The organism is Streptomyces sp. NPDC005302, from assembly GCF_040607345.1.
Lineage (GTDB): Bacteria > Actinomycetota > Actinomycetes > Streptomycetales > Streptomycetaceae > Streptomyces.
Genome location: NZ_JBEXGN010000020.1, coordinates 117,639 through 134,248, shown reverse-complemented (window position 1 = coordinate 134,248; position 16,610 = coordinate 117,639). Strand labels below are relative to the sequence as shown.

The 16,610-nt window shown below is 72.6% G+C and carries 15 protein-coding genes; 7 read left to right on the top strand and 8 right to left on the bottom strand.

The annotated features are described in order from the left end of the window. Positions 1–70: 70 nt before the first annotated feature. Positions 71–2,860 carry a penicillin acylase family protein gene (locus tag ABZT74_RS26600; RefSeq protein WP_356438701.1) on the bottom strand — a complete coding sequence of 930 codons (2,790 nt, stop codon included), beginning with the start codon at positions 2,858–2,860 and terminating at the stop codon, positions 71–73. 285 nt (positions 2,861–3,145) lie between these two features. On the opposite strand from ABZT74_RS26600, the gene ABZT74_RS26595 reads away from it, so the two are divergent. The 3 genes from ABZT74_RS26595 to ABZT74_RS26585 all read left to right on the top strand — a co-directional run bounded on the left by ABZT74_RS26595 (position 3,146) and on the right by ABZT74_RS26585 (position 6,126). Next, a complete protein-coding gene (locus ABZT74_RS26595) occupies positions 3,146–3,748 on the top strand; it encodes a hypothetical protein (protein WP_355874411.1) in 603 nt (200 codons plus the stop codon). A 396-nt stretch (positions 3,749–4,144) separates the two neighbouring features. After that, positions 4,145–4,870 carry a 3-keto-5-aminohexanoate cleavage protein gene (locus ABZT74_RS26590; RefSeq protein WP_356177770.1) on the top strand — a complete coding sequence of 242 codons (726 nt, stop codon included), beginning with the start codon at positions 4,145–4,147 and terminating at the stop codon, positions 4,868–4,870. A 188-nt stretch (positions 4,871–5,058) separates the two neighbouring features. Next, complete coding sequence (locus ABZT74_RS26585; protein WP_356438698.1) at positions 5,059–6,126, top strand: RNA ligase (ATP); 1,068 nt, start codon at positions 5,059–5,061, stop codon at positions 6,124–6,126. 31 nt (positions 6,127–6,157) lie between these two features. On the opposite strand, the gene soxR is transcribed toward ABZT74_RS26585, so the two are convergent. Beyond that, entirely contained in the window at positions 6,158–6,700 is a 543-nt protein-coding gene (gene soxR, locus ABZT74_RS26580; RefSeq protein WP_356438695.1) for a redox-sensitive transcriptional activator SoxR, read from the bottom strand. A 106-nt stretch (positions 6,701–6,806) separates the two neighbouring features. Between soxR and ABZT74_RS26575 the strand changes: the two genes are divergently transcribed. Continuing rightward, complete coding sequence (locus ABZT74_RS26575) at positions 6,807–7,268, top strand: MaoC family dehydratase (protein WP_355874419.1); 462 nt, start codon at positions 6,807–6,809, stop codon at positions 7,266–7,268. 48 nt (positions 7,269–7,316) lie between these two features. Here the strand turns inward: ABZT74_RS26575 and ABZT74_RS26570 are convergent, their stop codons facing one another. The 3 genes from ABZT74_RS26570 to ABZT74_RS26560 form a co-directional block, all read right to left on the bottom strand. Then, a complete protein-coding gene (locus ABZT74_RS26570) occupies positions 7,317–7,943 on the bottom strand; it encodes a TetR/AcrR family transcriptional regulator (RefSeq protein WP_356438692.1) in 627 nt (208 codons plus the stop codon). Between the two features lie 94 nt (positions 7,944–8,037). After that, a complete protein-coding gene (locus tag ABZT74_RS26565) occupies positions 8,038–8,292 on the bottom strand; it encodes a YiaA/YiaB family inner membrane protein (protein WP_355874425.1) in 255 nt (84 codons plus the stop codon). A gap of 103 nt (positions 8,293–8,395) precedes the next feature. Next, the gene (locus ABZT74_RS26560; protein ID WP_356438689.1) at positions 8,396–9,547 is read right to left on the bottom strand and encodes an acyl-CoA dehydrogenase family protein; all 1,152 of its coding nucleotides are present in this window, start codon (positions 9,545–9,547) and stop codon (positions 8,396–8,398) included. 89 nt (positions 9,548–9,636) lie between these two features. Between ABZT74_RS26560 and ABZT74_RS26555 the strand changes: the two genes are divergently transcribed. From ABZT74_RS26555 to ABZT74_RS26545, 3 genes are all read left to right on the top strand, one after another. Continuing rightward, positions 9,637–10,278 (top strand): TetR/AcrR family transcriptional regulator, encoded by a 642-nt coding sequence (locus ABZT74_RS26555; RefSeq protein WP_355874431.1) that lies wholly within the window; start codon positions 9,637–9,639, stop codon positions 10,276–10,278. A gap of 113 nt (positions 10,279–10,391) precedes the next feature. Further along, positions 10,392–11,117, top strand: a complete 726-nt coding sequence (locus ABZT74_RS26550) for a winged helix-turn-helix domain-containing protein (protein ID WP_356438686.1) — start codon at positions 10,392–10,394, stop codon at positions 11,115–11,117. A gap of 117 nt (positions 11,118–11,234) precedes the next feature. Further along, on the top strand, positions 11,235–12,332 hold the full coding sequence (locus ABZT74_RS26545; RefSeq protein WP_356438683.1) for a DMT family transporter: 1,098 nt from the start codon (positions 11,235–11,237) through the stop codon (positions 12,330–12,332). Positions 12,333–12,376: 44 nt separating this feature from the next. Here the strand turns inward: ABZT74_RS26545 and ABZT74_RS26540 are convergent, their stop codons facing one another. From ABZT74_RS26540 to ABZT74_RS26530, 3 genes are all read right to left on the bottom strand, one after another. Continuing rightward, a complete protein-coding gene (locus ABZT74_RS26540; RefSeq protein WP_356438680.1) occupies positions 12,377–13,459 on the bottom strand; it encodes a Zn-dependent alcohol dehydrogenase in 1,083 nt (360 codons plus the stop codon). A 10-nt stretch (positions 13,460–13,469) separates the two neighbouring features. Next, positions 13,470–14,858: an aldehyde dehydrogenase family protein gene (locus ABZT74_RS26535; protein ID WP_356438677.1), complete on the bottom strand. Its 1,389-nt coding sequence runs from the start codon at positions 14,856–14,858 to the stop codon at positions 13,470–13,472. Between the two features lie 208 nt (positions 14,859–15,066). Further along, complete coding sequence (locus tag ABZT74_RS26530) at positions 15,067–16,416, bottom strand: ABC transporter ATP-binding protein (protein ID WP_355874445.1); 1,350 nt, start codon at positions 16,414–16,416, stop codon at positions 15,067–15,069. Positions 16,417–16,610: the final 194 nt, after the last annotated feature.

The window sequence follows — 16,610 nt, the reverse complement described above, 5'->3', positions numbered from 1 at the left end:
CGGGGGCGGGCCGCTTTCCGCGGTCCGCCCCCGGCCCGGTGCGACCGCGCCTATCGGCGCGGTCCCCGGCTCACCGGTGGCCGGTGAACTCGACGACCTGCTGGTAGGTCGGCCGGTTCTGCCAGGTGATCTTGCCGTGCTTGATGCCGCCGAGCGCCCGCTGGACGATCGAGTCGGCGCACCACTGGTCGCCGGCCGAGCACTGGTCGTCGCCGGGGTAGACGACGGCCGCGGTCTTGCCCGCCGCCTCCTTCAGCGTGCCGACCAGGGCGTCCCGGCAGGCACTGAGGCTGCCGCCGCCGCAGTACTTCTGCGACAGACCGCCCTGTACGGACTCCCCCAGCACGGCCCGGATGTCCTTGTCGACATAGCTCCACCAGCCGTACTGGAAGGAGCTTCCGGCGTGCGAGCCGGTCGGCCCGTGCCCGGCGGACGGGGCCTCGTCGATGGGCAGGTTGCTGCCGAAGGCGGTGTACAGGCCGTCGCCGAGCCCCGGCTGGAACTCCGCCTTGACCAGCAGCGGCCACCAGGCGTCCAGGATGCGGATCGCGTCGGCGTCGGCGTAGGTGTGCGAACCGGCCGAGGTCTCCGTGCGTTTCGCGCCCGCGGTCAGCCAGGCGCTCAGCTTGCTCACGGCGGCCGCGGCCGTGGGGTCGGTGACCGGGGAGCTGTTGACCACCTTGAGGAGCTTCGGGAGCACGTCCTCGGCCCGCAGGTCGGCGAGGGCCGCGTCGGCCATGGCCTTCACCAGCGCGGTCCGGGTCACGCCGCCGGCCGCGACCAGCTTGGAGACCCGGTCGTCCAGCAGGTCGCCGCGGTGCACCGAGCCGTCGCCCCAGGAGGCCGTCGTGTAGTCCTTGGCCTGTTTGTTGTTCCAGGAGATGTAGTAGTCCTGGTCCACGGAGTTGGGGTGCTGGGAGGGCGGGGTGTACGTGGCGGTGTTGGTGGCCGGGTCCCAGCCCTGCCAGTCGTAGGCGGAGCGCGCCCACACCGGGAACTCGCTGTCGACCCCGCTCGCCCGCACCGGGTTGTCCCCGCTGTTGTAGTACGCGGTGTGCGCGGAGTCGGCGTAGAACCAGTTGAAGGTGTAGTTGATGTGCTGGGTCGCGCTCTGGAACGTCGCCGGACTCTTCACGTAGTCCGGGTCGTTGAGCATCTGGAAACCGATGATCGAGTCGGCCTCGTGCATGAAGGACGAGCGCAGGGTGGTGTAGGCGACCTTCTTGCCGCCGACGGTCGCGCGGTACTCCACGGGACCGTACTTGGTCCGGTAGACCTGCATCCGGTACGAGCCGGCCGCGGTGCCGTCCGCGACGGTCGGCTTCCACGCGTTGGTCCGCTCGACCTTGTCCATCGCCGTGCAGGTGCCGTGGTACAGGTAGTGGTAGTCGTCCTGGCACAGTTCGACGGCGTAGGTGTCGATGATGTCCTGGCCGGAGGTCGTCGCGCTCCAGGAGTAGTCCTGCCCGCGACCCAGCTCGACGTACATGCTCAGGCCCGCGAAGGAGGCGCCGCGGGCGCTCAGGCCCGGGCCCTGTATCTCCTGGAGCATGAGCAGCTGTGGCGCGAAGTAGCCGGTCTGGGGGCCGAAGACGGCGATCGGGTGGCCGCTCGCCGTGTGCTTTCCACTGACCACCAGGGCGTTGGACATGCCCCGCTTGGCCGAGGTGAGGGAGGTCTTCGCCGCGGTGGCGGAGGCGCCGGTCGCGCTCGCCGCCGTCGCGCTGCCGGTGCGGTCGTAGACGAGCTGCTCCTGGGTGACCGAGCCGGGATCGGGCAGTGCCTGGCCTTGCGCGCTGTCCGGTTTGCCGCCGTACGGGAAGCTCTCGCCGTTGTGCACGGTGAGGGCCGCTTCCGGGTCGTTGCGCTCGCGGAAGGACTCCCAGACCTTGGTGCCCTCGGTGACGCCGTACCGGGACTGGGCGGCGAGCAGCGACAGCGCGTTGTTGACCTCGCCGCCGCCTCCGGAGCCGAACAGCGAGCCGATGACGGAGGCCAGCGCGACCAGGTCGGTGAGCTGGAAGTGGTCGATGGTGCCGGCGTTGGTGATGGCGTCCTTGTGGCCGGTCAGGACGTACTCACCGGGGAAGTAGCGGCCGCTGTCGGAGGCGTCGATGTAGGCGTTGATGCCGTCGAGGTAGGCCTTCGCGTCGGCGAGGGCCTGGACGCCTCGTGCTCCGGCGTTGCTGGTCGCGCTGTCGATCTGGGCCTGCAGGTCGGCCTCGGTGTAGGGAGCGTTGCGCCAGAACTCCTGCTCCAGGCCCTGGTTGGAGGGGGCGCCGCCGGCGAAGCCGGTCAGCTGGCCGCGTCCGACGTGGCGGAACACGTCCATGAGCCACAGCCGGTCCTGGGCGGCGGCGAACCCGGCGCCGTACTCGGTGCCGTACCGCGTGGTGCCCGTGATGTGCGGAACGCCCGTTTTCTTGTCCCGCACGATCGTCACGTCACCGCGCCCGCCGGGCCTGGTGGTCGAGGCGACCTGGCCCGGGGCGACGCCGAAGGACGCGTCGTTGAAGAAGTCGTTGATCTTGGTGTCGGTGAGTGCGGGGTACCCGGAGGCCAGGTTGGCGTACGGAGTGAGCTGGTCCTCCGCGTGGCCGGGCTGGGTGCCGAAGGCCTGGTTGAGCAGGATCTGCGCCAGCGTCGCGTTGCCGTTCTCGCCCGGCGGCAGGATGTCCGAACACTGACCGCCGCAGTAGTCGTTCGTCGCGGCCGCCGAGGTGTCGGCGGCGACCGCCGGGGAAAGCGGCGACAAAAGACCGGCAATGAGCACGCATAGGGATGCGGCCTTGAGGAACTTGGGGAATCTGCGGGGAGTTCTCAGTCTGTCCAGGGTGGTGCGTGGGGTGCTCGGTGGCATGTCAGCTCCTACCGACTGGGGTGGGCCGGACGTTACCGCCGGTATCCCCGAGTTTGAAGATGAACATGCGTCAGTTTTGAGGATTCATCGCGACCGTGGACGCCGCCCCCGGGCGGCTGACAGCAACGGGAGGCAGGCCGAGGGCACTCGGCGGGTGGCTTATGGCAGTCATCGAAAAACGGATGGAGCCGAATCGCGTGTCGATACGTCTATTCGGCGACGTCCGTACGAGACGGCGCCGAAGTGACCGGAGTACAGGTGCAGGTGTGACGGAGGTGCAGGGCGATGGCCGGTTTCCGGAGTCTGGCGAGACAGGTGCGAGATCCGAGGTGTGATCTGGCACTGCGGCGGTACTCACTGCGCAAGTGCCTGGAGAGGTTCGCCCCCTACGGGCATCGGGCGACCTGGGACCATCTGTGTTCCCGGGCCGGGTTCGGACCCGAGGACCGCTCCCCCGATCCGGCGCGGCTCGTGGCCGCACTGGAGGAGCTGGAGGAGGCCCGCTCCGTCTGGCTCGCCTACGAGGTCGAGTTCGCGCAGCGTCGCAAGAAGGAGAAGCACGACGGGCTGCGCAGGCCGGGCAGTGTCGACGACTGGCACCGGCTGACCTGGGGCGGGTTCGGGGTCGCCTGGTGCGACAACCCCCGTGTCCACCCCCATGAATCCCTCGCCGAGGTGCTGCGCCGGCTGATCGCCGCGCTGGAGCGCGAGCCGGGCGCTGTCTGTCCGGTGTGCGCCGGAGGCCACCTCCTGTGGATGTACGACCTGGCCCACGAACCCTCGTCGGGCCCCGTCTGCACGAGCTGCGGCATCGTGGTGCCCCGGCCCGTCCTGACCCCGGAAGCCCTGGCCGGCGCCCGGCGCAGCCGGCTGCTCGTGTCGGCGTGAGTCCCCCCGCCGGGCCGGGCGGCAGGGACGCCGCCGGGCCGAACGGCGGGTGCGGGAACTGCGGGTGAGCCGACGGCCGCGGACCGTCCGTGGCCGGGCACGCAGTTCCCGGCGCCGGGAGAACCGGCGCCGGCACGGTCCCGACAGCCCCCTGTCCCCACCCCGTCGGCGCCCCTGAACGCCGACGACCGATCGCCCGTGACGACGGTCGGCCGGGTTCGCCGCCGCGGACATCGGCCGTGCTGTCGGCCGGTCCGCCGCCGGATCCGGCATCGGCGGTGAGGGGCCCGGCTCCCCGGCCGCACCGGTCGCAACGGTGTCCGGATGTCGCCGGTGCCACAGCTGTCCGGCGGCCCGGACCGCCACAGGTTCCTGCCGTCCGGCATCATCGGACGCATGGTGCAGGTCTGTCTGAACGGAGCGCGTGGTCCGGCCGACGGTTCCGTCGTGCCGATGTATCCGGAGGCCATGGCCCGTTCCGCCGCCGAGGCGGTGGCGGCCGGCGCCTCCGACATCCACGTCCATCCCAAGACCCCGTGCGGGCAGGACACGTTGTCCCCGAGGGTGCTGGCGATGACGCTCGAAGCGATCCGGTCGCGGGTCGGTGTCGGCGTCGGTGTGACCACCGGGGCCTGGGCGGAGCCCGATCCGGCGGACCGGGCGGAGCGGATCCGCTCGTGGACGGTGCTGCCCGACCACGCGTCGGTCAACTGGCACGAGCCGGGCGCCGAGGAGATCGCCGCCGCCCTCCTGGACCGCGGGATCGGCGTGGAGGCGGGGATCTGGTCCGGCACGGACGGCGCCGCCCGGTTCGCTGCGTCGCCGCTCGCGCCCCGGGTGCTGCGGGTCCTCGCCGAGGTGACGGACCACTGCGCGGACACGGCCGAGTCGTCGGCCCGCGCTCTGCTCGCCGCGCTCGGCGGACCCGAGCGGCCCGTCCTGCTGCACGGCGAGGACGGCGGCGCCTGGCCGGTGCTGCGTCTGGCGGGAAGCCTGGGGCTCGCGACCCGGATCGGCCTGGAGGACACCCTCGAACTCCCGGACGGGGAGCGGGCGGAGTCCAACAGCCGGCTGGTGACCGAGGGGCTCCGGCAGTACGAGGCGGCCCGGGTCCGGCGGTAGACCGGCCTCGGCCGGGCACGGGGGCGCGTTCCGCCGGGGCAGCCGGGCCGGAGTTCCCCGGGCGGCGGCGGGTTCCTCGGGGAGGGGCGGCCGACGACCGTAGCAGCCGTGAATTCGGTGGTTCCAGCCCTTTCCCCCACGGACAGTTGGGGGCGATGAGAACCGGCTGAGCGATCCGAGGAGCCCCGATGTCGACGCTGCGCGTCACCGCCGAAGTGCTGACCGTCCACGAACACCCGAACGCCGACGCGCTCGAACTGGCCCAGGTGGGGCTGTACCGGGCCGTGGTCGCCAAGGGCGCGTTCCGCACCGGCGAGTACGCCGTCTACATCCCCGAGCAGTCCGTGCTGCCCACGGCCCTGATCGAGGAGCTGGGGCTGACCGGGCGGCTCGCGGGTTCCGCGGCGGACCGGGTCAGGGCGGTCCGGCTGCGGGGCGAACTGTCCCAGGGCATCGTGTGCCGCCCGAAGGCCCTGGCGGACACGGACCTGGCGCGCGCGGCCGCGGAGGGCACGGACTTCGCGCGGACCCTCGGCATCGTGAAATGGGTGCCTCCGGTCCCGCCCACCATGGACGGGGACGTCGAGTCGGCGCCCGGCCTGCTGCCCTGGGTCGACATCGAGAACATCCAGCGGTACCCGGACATCTTCACCGAGGGCGAGCCGATCGTCCTGACGGAGAAGCTGCACGGTTCGGCCTGTCTGCTCACCTACCTCGCGGACGAGGACCGCGTGCACGTCTCCTCGAAGGGCTTCGGCGCCAAGTCCCTGGCCCTGAAGGAGAATCCGCGCAACCTGTACTGGCGTGCCGTGCGCGGCCACGGTGTCCCGGAGGCCGCCGCCCGGCTCGCCGGACGACTCGGCGCGCGCCGGGTCGGCATCTTCGGCGAGGTGTACGGAGCGGGCGTCCAGGACCTCTCGTACGGCGCCGACGGCCGCCGCGAGGCCATCGGATACGCCGTGTTCGACGTGTCGGCGGAGATCGACGGCGAGGTCCGCTGGCTGGACGCGGCAGAGCTGCTGGCCGGCGAACTCCCGCTCGTACCAAGGCTGTACGAGGGCCCGTACGCCGTAGGGCGCGTCCTGGAGATCGCCTCCGGACGGGAGACGGTGTCCGGCCGCGAACTGCACCTGCGCGAGGGGGTCGTGATCCGCCCGGCCGCCGAACGGTACAGCCCGGTGACGGGCGGGCGGGCGGTGGCGAAAGCCGTCAGCCCGGCGTACCTGACCCGCAAGAGCGGGACGGAGTACGAGTAGGCGGGGCGGACGGCGGTGGGGGACGCTCGTCTCAGCGGCAGTCCCCCGCCGGCTCCTCCCGCCGCGCGGACCCGCCGTCCGACGCCGGTTCGTCCGTCGTCGCCGTCCGCGGGCTGTCGGGGCGTTCGACCATGAGGCGCGAGCCGGTCCCGCGCTCACCGAAGACGTCGTCGGGGTTGGAGAGCACGCAGTTCTCCAGCGAGAGGCAGCCGCAGCCGATGCAGTCGGTGAGGTGGTCGCGCAGCCGGCCGAGCTGCTTGATGCGCTCGTCGAGTTCGGAGCGCCAGGCCTCGGAGAGACGGGCCCAGTCCTCCCGGGTCGGGGTGCGCTCCTCGGGCAGTTCGGCGAGCGCCTCGCGGATGGTGGCGAGCGGGATGCCGACGCGCTGGGCGGCCCGCACGAAGGCGACCCGGCGCAGCGCGTCGCGGTGGTAGCGGCGCTGGTTTCCCGTGGTCCGGCGGCTGCTGATCAGACCCTTCGACTCGTAGAAGTGCAGGGCGGAGACGGCGGCGCCGCTGCGGGCCGACAGCTGGCCGACGGTCAGCTCGTGGATCTTCTCGGGGATCTGGGGCACTCGTCCAACCTACCCACCGCGTCACACGTCCGGTCCGTTGACATGCGCCGCCCGCCCGAGCATGCTAAGCAGTCGCTTAGACTATGAGATGCGGGAGGCCAGGGACATGGCAGAGCCGAGGACGTTCGCCACGGTCGACGAACTGCGTGGCGCCGTGGGCGAGCAGCTGGGATACACCGACTGGGTCGAGATCGAGCAGAAGCGGATCGACCTCTTCGCGGAGGCGACCGGCGACCACCAGTGGATCCACGTCGACCCCGAGAAGGCCGCGTCGGGTCCGTTCGGCACCACGATCGCGCACGGCTACCTCACCCTGTCGCTGCTGCCGCTCTTCGGGCCGCAGCTGATCGCGGTCGAGGGCGTGAAGATGGGCGTCAACTACGGGACGAACAAGGTTCGTTTCCCCGCTCCCGTGCCGGTCGGCTCGCGGCTGCGCTCCACCGCGACGATCACCGCGGTGGACGACGTGACCGGTGGCGTCCAGGTCACCGTGGCGTTCACCGTCGAGCGCGAGGGCGGCGACAAGCCGGTCTGCGTGGCGGAGTCCGTCTCGCGCTACTACCTCTGAGAGCACCGGACGGGCCCGGGGTCCCGGCGGACACGCGTCCGCCGGGTCCTACTTCTTGGCCCCGACCATCCGCAGGACGAGGTCGGCGTAGAGCGCGCCGACCTCGTCCGGTGTCCGGGGCCCGTCGACGCTGAACCAGCGCGCCACGTCGATGCACAGGGACAGCACGGCGAGCGTGGTGCCGGGGACGTCCGGGACGTCGAAGTCGCCCGCGGCGACGCCGTCCTCGACGATGCCGCGGACCTCGGCGTCCACCTGGCGGCGCAGCGCGATGATCTCGGCGCGCGCGTCGGGCCCGAGGGCGTCGAGCTCGTACTGCACGACGCGCGCCGTCGTGTGCTGCCCCGCATGCCAGCGCACGAAGGACCGTACGGCGTCGGAGAGCCGCTCGGCGGCGGTGCCCTGCCCCTCGGCCGCGGAGCGCACGATGTCGAGCGCCTTGTCGTGGCCGATCCGGCTGATCCGGTGGAGCAGCTCTTCCTTCGTCTTGTAGTGGATGTAGAGCGCGGCCGGACTCATGCCGGCGCGGCCCGCGATGTCCCGGGTCGTCGTCGCGTGGTACCCGCGCTCGGCGAAGGCCTCCACGGCGGCGACGAGCAGCCGCCGCGCCGCGTCCGGGGTGACCTCGGCCCACGGCTGTGTCTCGCCGCCGGGCGTCTCCTGCGCCGTACTCATCGCTGTTCGCCCCTTCTCCACTGCCAGGGTGAACACCATACCCCCGAACCTGAGCGAGCGCTTAGTGCCTGCGCCCGGTCTCGGACCTGCGGGGTCAGAGCTTCTCGAAGGGGTCGTACACCCGGCCGCCGGCGCGCTGGCCGTCCTGGCGGTCCCGGATCACCTTGGCGAGCGTGAAGGCGGACGTCACGAGATAGAGGACGGCGACGGCCAAAAAGCCCCGCACCCAGGCGTCGGCCTGGAGCTTGAAGATGCCGAGGGCGGTCGCGGCCATCGCGACGGAGAAGGACGCCACGGCCTGTCCGTAGAAGGCGGCCGTGTTCTGCTGTTTGACCGGTGTCTCACTCATGGGAGAAGGATCGGCGGACGCGGCCGCGGCCACATCCGCCGTCGTACTCAGAGACGTACTCAGACCCGGGCCGGCGCCGGCGCCGGCGCCGGCCCGGGTGGGGTCAGAAGGCCGAGACTCCGGTCAGAGCGCGTCCGATGACCAGCTTCTGGATCTGGCTGGTGCCCTCGTAGAGCGTCATCACGCGGGCGTCGCGCAGGAGTTTGCCCGCCGGGTACTCGTCGATGTAGCCGTAGCCGCCGAAGACCTGCAGGGCGTTGTTGGCGGCCCGCACGGCGGCCTCGGAGGCGAAGAGCTTGGCCTTCGAGGACTCGGTCGCGAACGGCAGCCCGCGGTCGATCAGATCGGCGACCCGCCAGGTCAGCAGCCGCGCCGCGTCCACGTCGACGGCGATGTCGCTGAGCAGTTCCTGGACGAGCTGGTGGTGCGCGATGGTCCTGCCGAACTGCTCGCGCTCGGTCGCGTACGTGACCGCCGCGTCCAGCGCGGCCTGGGCGATCCCGACGCAGCCCGCGGCCACCGACATCCGCCCCTTGGCCAGCGCCGACATGGCGACCGCGAAGCCCTTGCCCTCGGGTGCCAGCATGGCGCTCGCGGGCACCCGCACGTCCTCGAAGGCGAGTTCGGCGGTGGCCTGGCCGCGCAGTCCGAGCTTGCCGTGGATGGTGCGGCGGGTCAGACCGGGGGTGTCGGCCGGCACCAGGAAGGCGGAGACGCCCTTGTGGCCGGGGGCGTCGGTGGAGCGCGCGAAGAGCAGCACGACGTCGGCCCAGGTGCCGTTCGTGATGAACATCTTGCTGCCGTTGATGACGTAGTCGTCGCCGTCGCGTACGGCCCGGGTCGACAGCTGTCCGGCGTCGGAACCGGTGCCCGGCTCGGTGAGGCCGAAGCAGCCGACGTACTCGCCGGAGGTGAGCCCCGGCAGCCACCGCCGCTTCTGCTCCTCGTCCCCCCAGTGGGCGATCGTCTTGGCCACGAGCCCGAGCGAGACGGAGACGATGCCGCGCACGGAGGAGTCGCCGCGCCCCAGCTCCTCGGTGACCAGGCAGTACGCGAGATGGTCACCACCGCCGCCGCCGTACTCCTCGTCGACGGTCAGGCCGAGGAAACCGACGTCGCCGAGCTTCTTCACGATCGAGCGGTCGACCTCCTCGGCGCGGTCCCACGCGACGACGTGCGGGGCGATCTCACGCTGCACGAAGTCCCTGGCGAGCTGCCGGACGGCGGTCTGCTCCTCGCTGAGACCAAGGTTCATGCCGAGTCACCCCACAGATAGCGGCCCTTGAAAGCCGTACATTTAAATTAGCACTGCTAGTTTACTGGCGCAGCCCTACTATGTGCGCCATGGCCCGACCGCGCAAGCCCCTCCTCAGCACCGACCGCATCGTCGAGACGGCACGGGCCCTGGTGGACGCCGAGGGCCTGGCGGCCGTCTCGACGCGCCGGCTGGCAGCCGAACTGGGGGTCAGCGGTCCCTCGCTCTACAACCACTTCCGCACCAAGGACCAGATCCTGGAGGCGGTCGCGGACTCGGTGAGCGCTCAGGTCGACCTGTCGATGTTCGAGGACGGCCGTGACTGGCGGACGGCGCTGCACGACTGGGCCGTCTCCTACCGGACGGCCCTGCGCGACCATCCGAACATCGTCCCCGTGCTCGCGCGCGGGCCCGGGCGGCGGCCGGCCGGGCTCCGGCTCGCCGACGCCGTGTTCGGGGCGATGGTCGACGCCGGGTGGCCGCCCGCGCAGGCCACCTCGATCGGCGCGCTGATGCGGTACTTCATCATGGGCTCCGCGCTGGGGTCGTTCGCCGGGGGCTTCGTGGACGACGAGAGCGCGTACGACCCCGCCGACTACCCGCACCTCGGTCAGGCGCACCTTCTCGCCGACCAGCAGGACAAGATCGACGAGCGGGCCTTCGAGACCGGGCTCGGGGCACTGCTGGACGGCCTCGCGGTGCAGTACGCGCGGCGCACACCGGAGGCCTGACCGGTCGGCCCGCCGGTCCGGGTGCGCGGCGGTGGCTCTGGCGGCAAGGTGCGCCGCCGGTCAGGCGACGGCCCCTCGGGATCTTTCGGCCGCCGCCGAAGTGTCCGTGTCGCATGCTGGACGGCATGACGAGGTCGAACGATCCGGTGGGGCCGGGGCTCGCGGCACTGGCCGGGCTGCTGGCGGACGAGACGCGGGCCGCCTTCCTGCTCGCCCTCCTCGACGGGCGGGCGTGGACCGCCGGTGAACTGGCCCGGCAGGCGGGGGTGGCGCCGTCGACCGCGAGCGAACACCTCGGCAAGCTGGTCGCGGGCGGCCTGCTCACCGAGGAACGGCAGGGACGCCACCGCTATGTGCGACTGGCCGACGCCCGGGTCGCCCAGCTCGTCGAGGACCTCGCGGCGCACGCCGGGCCCCGCCCCGCCGAACGGCCGCGCACCCTGCGGGAGTCGAGCGCCGGCTCGGCGATGGCGCGCGGGCGCACCTGCTACGACCATCTGGCGGGACGGCTCGGCATCGCCCTCACCGACGCTCTGACCGGACGCGGACTGCTGCGCCAGGACACCGGGTTCGCGCTCACCGACGCCGGTCTGCGCTGGTTCGACGGCGCGGGCATCTCCCTGGAACGCGCCGGGCGGCGGCCGCTGGCCCGCGCCTGCCTCGACTGGACGGAACGCCGGCCGCACCTCGCGGGCACCGCGGGCGCGGCGCTGTGCCGGCACGCCCTGGACGCGGGCTGGTGCGTCCGCATCGGCTCGGACCGGGCGGTCAAGGTGACCCCGGACGGCGAGCGCGCCCTCGCGGAACTCCTCGGCATCGAGGCGACCGCACTCCGCTGAACCGCGGCGATCCACCGCGGCGCGCTCACGGGAGCGCCGCCGCGTCCTCTGCCGTGCCCGGCCTCCGCGTCCGATATCCGCGAGACCGACGACCGCCTCCCGCCTAGTCTCAGGAGCATGATGAACGCCTCCCCCGTCGGAACGTCCGCCTCGCCCCGACGTCGTGACGGTCTGCTCGCCGCGGCCGCGGCGGTCGTCACCGTCGGACTGTGGGCCTCCGCCTTCGTCTCGATCCGCAGCGCGGGCGCCGCGTACGCACCGGGCGCGCTGGCGCTCGGACGGCTGCTCTCGGGGGTGCTGGTGCTCGGGGCGGTCTGCGCGGTGCGGCGCGAGGGGCTGCCCCCGCGCGGCGCCTGGCGCGGGATCGCGGTGTCCGGCGTGCTGTGGTTCGGCTTCTACATGGTGGCCCTCAACTGGGGCGAGCAGCAGGTGGACGCCGGGACGGCCGCGCTGGTGGTGAACGTCGGCCCGATCCTGATCGCGCTGCTCGGCTCGCGGCTGCTGGGGGACGCGATGCCGCCGCGGCTGCTGGCGGGCATGGCGGTGTCGTTCGCGGGCGCGGTCGCCGTGGGCCTGTCGATGTCGGGCGGCGGGGGTTCCTCGGTGCTCGGCGTCGTGCTGTGCCTGCTCGCCGCCGTCGCGTACGCGGGCGGGGTGGTCGCGCAGAAGCCGGCGCTCGGCCGGGCGAGCGCGCTCCAGGTGACGACGTACGGCTGTCTGATCGGGGCCGTGGTCTGTCTGCCGTTCGCAGGTCAGCTCGTCCACGACGTCGCCGACGCTCCTGTCCCGGCGACGCTCAACATGGTCTACCTGGGCGTCTTCCCGACCGCGCTGGCCTTCACGACCTGGGCGTATGCCCTGGCCCGCACGAGCGCGAGCCGGATGGGCGCCACGACCTACGCGGTGCCCGCCCTCGTGGTGCTGATGTCCTGGCTCTTCCTCGACGAGGTGCCGGGCCTGATGACGCTGGCGGGCGGCGTGCTCTGTCTGGCGGGTGTGGCGGTGTCCCGGTCCCGGCCGCGTTCGGCGGCGATCGCCGCGACCGTGCCGGAGGGGGCGGCGGTGTCGGGTCCCGCGACGGTTCCGGCGGGCGCGCGCGGGGGCACGACGGCGCCGACGACAGGCACGCCCACGGCTCCGTCGGGCACCGGCGCGGGTGCGACGTCGGCGTGCGACGAGGAGGCCGCCGCGAGGTCCTGCCCCGACGAGGCCTGACATGCGCCCCGGAGCGCGTTCCCGCGCTCCGGGGCGGTGAGTTCCTAGAACACCACCAGGGCCCGGCCGCCCTTTCCGGCGATCATGTTGTCGAAGGCCGCCGGGATGCCGTCCAGGGCGATGCGGTCGGTGACCAGGCCCGCGAGGTCGAGGCGGCCCGCGCGGACGTGCTCGGCGAGTACCGGGAGGTCACGTGCCGGGTCGGAGTTGCCGTACACGCAGCCCGCGAGGGTCCTGCCCCAGTGGAAGATCTCCAGCGCGTTGAAGGTGACCTGCTGGTCCTTGCCGCCGATGCCGACGACCGTGGTGCGGCCACCTCGCCGGGTGGACTCCCAGGCGGTGCGGATGGTGACGGCCCGGCCGACGCACTCGACGGCGACGTCGACGCCCTGCTTGCCGGTGAGGGCGCGGATCTCGCGGGCGGTGGTCTCGGAGGCGACGACGTAGTCGGTGGCGCCCGCCGCGCGCGCGAGCGCCTCCTTCTCGGGCGAGACGTCGACGGCGACGATCTTCGAGGCGCCCGCGATGCGGGCGGCCTGGAGGGCGACGAGCCCGACCCCGCCGACCCCGAACACGGCGACGGTCTCGCCCGCGCGGACCCGGGCGGAGTGATGGACGGCGCCGTAGCCGGTGAGGGCGGCGCAGCCGAGCAGGGCCGCGTCGGTGAGGGGGATGCCCTCGGGCACCGGGAGCAGGCAGGAGACGGGGACGACCGTCTCCTCGGCGAAGGCGGCCACGTTCAGGCCGGGGTGCAGGTCGGCGCCGTCGGAGGCGCGGCGGGCGTAGACGTTCCCGGCGCCGGTGAGCGCGTCGGCGCACAGCCACACCTCGCCGAGCGAGCAAGCGTGGCAACGGCCGCAGGACGGGGCCCAGTTGAGGACGACCTCGGCTCCGGGCGCGACCTCGGTGACGCCCTCGCCGACGGCGACGACCGTGCCCGCGCCCTCGTGGCCGAGGACGGCGGGCACCGGCACCCGCATGGTGCCGTTGGAGAGGGAGAGGTCGGAGTGACAGACGCCGGCGGCGGCCAGCCGGACCCGGGCCTGGCCCGGTCCGGGGTCGGGGAGTTCGATCTCCGCGATCTCCAGCGGGGCACCCACGGCGGAAAGGACTGCGGCGCGAACCACGTGAACGCTCCTAGAACTGGAGGGACTTGGTCTGGAGGTACTCGGAGAGGCCGTGGGCGCCGAGTTCACGCCCCACGCCCGACTGCTTGTACCCCCCGAAGGGGGCCCGGGGGTTGAAGCGCCCGCCGTTGATGTCGACCTGGCCGGTGTCGAGCCTGCGCGCGAAGGCGACGGCCTCGGCCTCCTCGCCCGCCCACACCGCGCCCGCGAGCCCGTACACGGTGCCGTTCGCGATGCGCAGCGCGTCCTCCTCGTCCTCGTACCGCAGGATCGACAGGACCGGGCCGAAGATCTCCTCCTGCGCGATCGTCATCTGCGGCGTCACGTCGGCGAAGACGGTGGGGCTGACGAAGTAGCCCTGTTCGCGCGGGGATTCGGGGCCTCCCGCGACGAGCCGCGCGCCCTCGGCGACGCCCTTCTCGATGTAGCCCCGCACCCGCGCCTGCTGCCGGGCGTTGACGACCGGGCCGATACGGTCGCCGTACTTGGCGGCGGCGGTCGCCGCCAGTTCCACCGCCTCGTCGTAGCGCTCGGCGTGCACCAGCATCCGGGTCCAGGCGCTGCACGTCTGGCCGGAGTTGGACATCACGTTGGCGACACCGACGTTGACGGCCTTCGCGAGGTCGGCGCTCGGCAGGATGACGTTGGCGGACTTGCCGCCGAGTTCCAGGGCGACGCGCTTGACGGCGGCGCCCGCGGTGGCGCCGATCCGCCGGCCGACCGCCGTGGACCCGGTGAAGGAGACGAGGTCCACGTCCGGGTGCTCGGCGAGGGCCTGGCCCGCGACCGGACCGAGGCCGGTGACCAGGTTGAAGACACCGGCCGGGACGCCCGCCTCGGCGACGGCCTCGGCGAAGAGCTGGGCTGTCAGCGGGGTGTCCTCGGCGGGCTTCAGCACTACCGCGCAGCCCGCGGCGAGCGCGGGGGCGACCTTGGCGACGATCTGGTGCAGCGGGTAGTTCCAGGGCGTGATCGCGCCGACGACGCCGACGGGCTCCTGGTGGACGGTCGAGTTGCCGACCTTCTCCTCGAAGGCGTACGTCGCCGCGAGGTCGGCGTAGGAACCGGCGACCAGGACGGGGACGCCCGCGTGCACGGCCTGCGAGAACGCGAGCGGTGAGCCCAGCTCCGCGGTGACCGTCTCGGCGATCTCGTCCTTGCGGGCGGCCAGGACGTCCCGGAGGGCGGCCAGGCGGGCGGCCCGCTCGGCGGGCGGGGTCGCGGCCCAGCCGGGGAACGCGGCGCGGGCGGCGCGCACGGCGGCGTCGACGTCCTCGACCGTGCCCGCCGGGACGTGGCCGATCACCTGCTCGTCGGCCGGGTTCACGACCTCGATCGTGTCCCGTCCGGCTGCGGGGCGCCACGCCCCGTCGATGTACATGCCGTCGTGTGCCTTCATCGTGTTCCTCCCGGGCGGGGCAGCGTCGTCCGGGCCCTAAACTAGCGATGATAGTTTTGCGGCGCCAGGGGGACCCGCGGCGAGAAGGGCGGCCCGGGCGGTCAGGGCGTCGCCCGGCACCCCGATGGCCACGGCGGTCGGCCTGCCCCCAGGGAGCAGGACTCAGCTCTCCTCGCCGCTCGTCCCGCACCCCTTATCCCGCGCCCCGTCACTCGTCCAGGTCCGGCAGCCGTGCCGGTGCCGGGCAGATCCGCTCGCCGCCCCGGTCGAAGACGAACAGATGGGCGAGGTCGACGAGGAGCGGGACCTGCATCCCGTGCCGCAGGTCGAGGTCGGGCGTGGTGCGCACGACGAGGTCGCCGGGCAGCCGCCCCTCGGGCGGGGTCTGTCCCGGCTGATCAAGGTCGGCGTCTCCTTCGCCGGGCGGGTCGAGGACCACGACCGGTCCGGCCCTCAGCGCCCCGGCACGCTCCCGCAACCGGTCGAGGACGGTGCCGTCGCGGCGCCGTCTGCGGGTCCCGCGGGACGGGCGCGGCGACTCCAGGTCCGGCACGAGGGCGGGCCGCGACCCGGTGTTGAAGTGGACCAGGACCTCGTGCCCCTGGAACTCCACGTGCTCGACCAGGCCGGTGATCGCCACCTCGCCCGCCCGCGCGTCGGACGCCCTGGCGAGCCGGATCGCTTCGGAGCGCAGCCCGACGATCACCTCGCGGCCCTGCTGCACCCGGAGCAACTGGTGGTCGAGGGAGAGGGGTTCGGGAAGCCGCAGGAACTGCTTGCCGAGGCTGATCGTCATCGCCCCGTCGAGCGGTGCCCGCACGACTCCACGCAGCAGGTTGATCCGGGGGGTGCCGATGAAGGCGGCGACGAAGACGTTGGCGGGCAGCCCGTAGACCGTGCGGGGTGTGCCGACCTGCTGGAGTACTCCGCCGCGCAGCACGGCGACCCGGTCGCCGAGCGACATCGCCTCGGCCTGGTCGTGCGTGACGTACACGGTGGTGGCGCCCAACTCCCGGGTGAGCCGGGCGATCTCGGCGCGCAGGTGGTTGCGGAGTTTGGCGTCGAGGTTGGACAGCGGCTCGTCCATCAGGAAGGCGGAGGGGTGACGTGCGATGGCCCGTCCCATCGCGACCCGCTGCCGCTCGCCGCCGGAGAGCTGGCTGGGGAAGCGGTGGAGGAGGTCCTGGATGCCGAGCATGCGGGCCGTGGCGTCCACCCGGGCCCGGGGGTCCTCGCCGGGTGACTCGATGCGCAGCGGGAAACCGATGTTGTCGCGGCTCGTCATGCTCGGGTAGAGCGCGAAGTTCTGGAACACCATCGCCATGTCGCGTCCGGACGGCGGACGTTCGTTGGCGTACTCCCCGTCCAGCCGGATCTCGCCCTCGGTGACCTCCTCCAGGCCGGCGATCATCCGCAGCACGGTCGACTTGCCGCAGCCGGAGGGGCCGAGCAGGACGAGGAACTCGCCGGGCCGGATGTCCAGCGAGAGCCGTTCCACCACGCGGACACCGCGCGTGTACGACTTGCTGACGTGGTGCAGGGAGATGGCGCGTGTCATGACAGGTGCCCCCGGGGGCGTGCAAGGCGCTGGTGCTCCGCGGTCGGTCGTCCCGCCCGAGTCGTACGGGACGTATGAGTCACGGAAGCTAACGGACCGCGCATGCCTGAGGGAAGACACCTACCGGTATCGGACGGGCCGGTTCGGTACGGGCGGAAACGGACGATCGTCTACCGGTCGGATCCGGACAACGT